This window comes from Mariniflexile sp. HNIBRBA6329 (assembly GCF_043558645.1).
Lineage (GTDB): Bacteria > Bacteroidota > Bacteroidia > Flavobacteriales > Flavobacteriaceae > Mariniflexile.
In genome coordinates this window covers 1-877 of the sequence record NZ_JBIFXS010000041.1, presented here as the reverse complement: position 1 = coordinate 877, position 877 = coordinate 1, and the positions used below count along the sequence as shown (strand labels likewise).

Here is an 877-nt window from a genome sequence, read left to right as displayed (position 1 = left end):
CTATAGTTACATCAGCTGGCACAGTTAAGCTAGGAGGCGTTGTGTCAACCACCGTTATAGTTTGTACTGCAGAAGTTTTATTATCACAAGCATCTGTAGCTGTCCAAGTTCTAGTAATTATTTTAGTATTTCCACAAGTAGCTTCTTCTGTATCACTTTCGGTAATAACAACGACACTACAATCATCATCTCCAGTTGCTACACCTGTAGCAGCACTAGATGTGTCAGCGGTGCATTCAATAGTTACATCTTCAGGTACGGTGATAGAAGGAGGGGTTGTATCTTTAATTAAATAAGTAGCTGTAGTTGTAGATGAATTACCACATACATCAGTAGCTGTAAAGGTTACAGTAATAGCACCATCATCACATTTTACATTAGTATCCTGACCATAATTATTTGTCCAAGTTACATTGCTACAATTATCTGAAGCGGTAGCACCAGCATTATTATTCAACCAATTTTGTAAAGCATTAGGATCGGTTATACCACATTCTATTTCTACGTTATCTTTATTGTCCGTGTTAATAATAGGAGCAATCTCATCATCAATTATAATTAGTTGAGTACATGAGGTTGTATTACCAGCCATATCAGCAATTTGATAGACTCTAGTAACGGTTTCAGGACAACTTAATCCATCACTAACTTCACTCAATAATGTAAAGCTAGCTTCATTAATATTACAATTGTCAAATGAACTACCACTTGCAGCAACAAATTCGGCATATGTAGCATAAGCTGGTTGTTCTGATATATCACATTTTGCAGATAAACTTTCAGGGCAAGTTAATGTTGGCGCTTGGTTATCTGTAACCACCACATCTTGGGTACAAGAAGTCACATTGTTCTTGGAATCAGTAAATGTCCAAGTAAT

1 pseudogene is annotated in these 877 nt (G+C 36.4%); it reads right to left on the bottom strand.

Annotated elements, in window-relative coordinates:
* Positions 1 to 877, bottom strand: a pseudogene (locus ACGK9U_RS16105) (hypothetical protein); the annotation flags it as partial.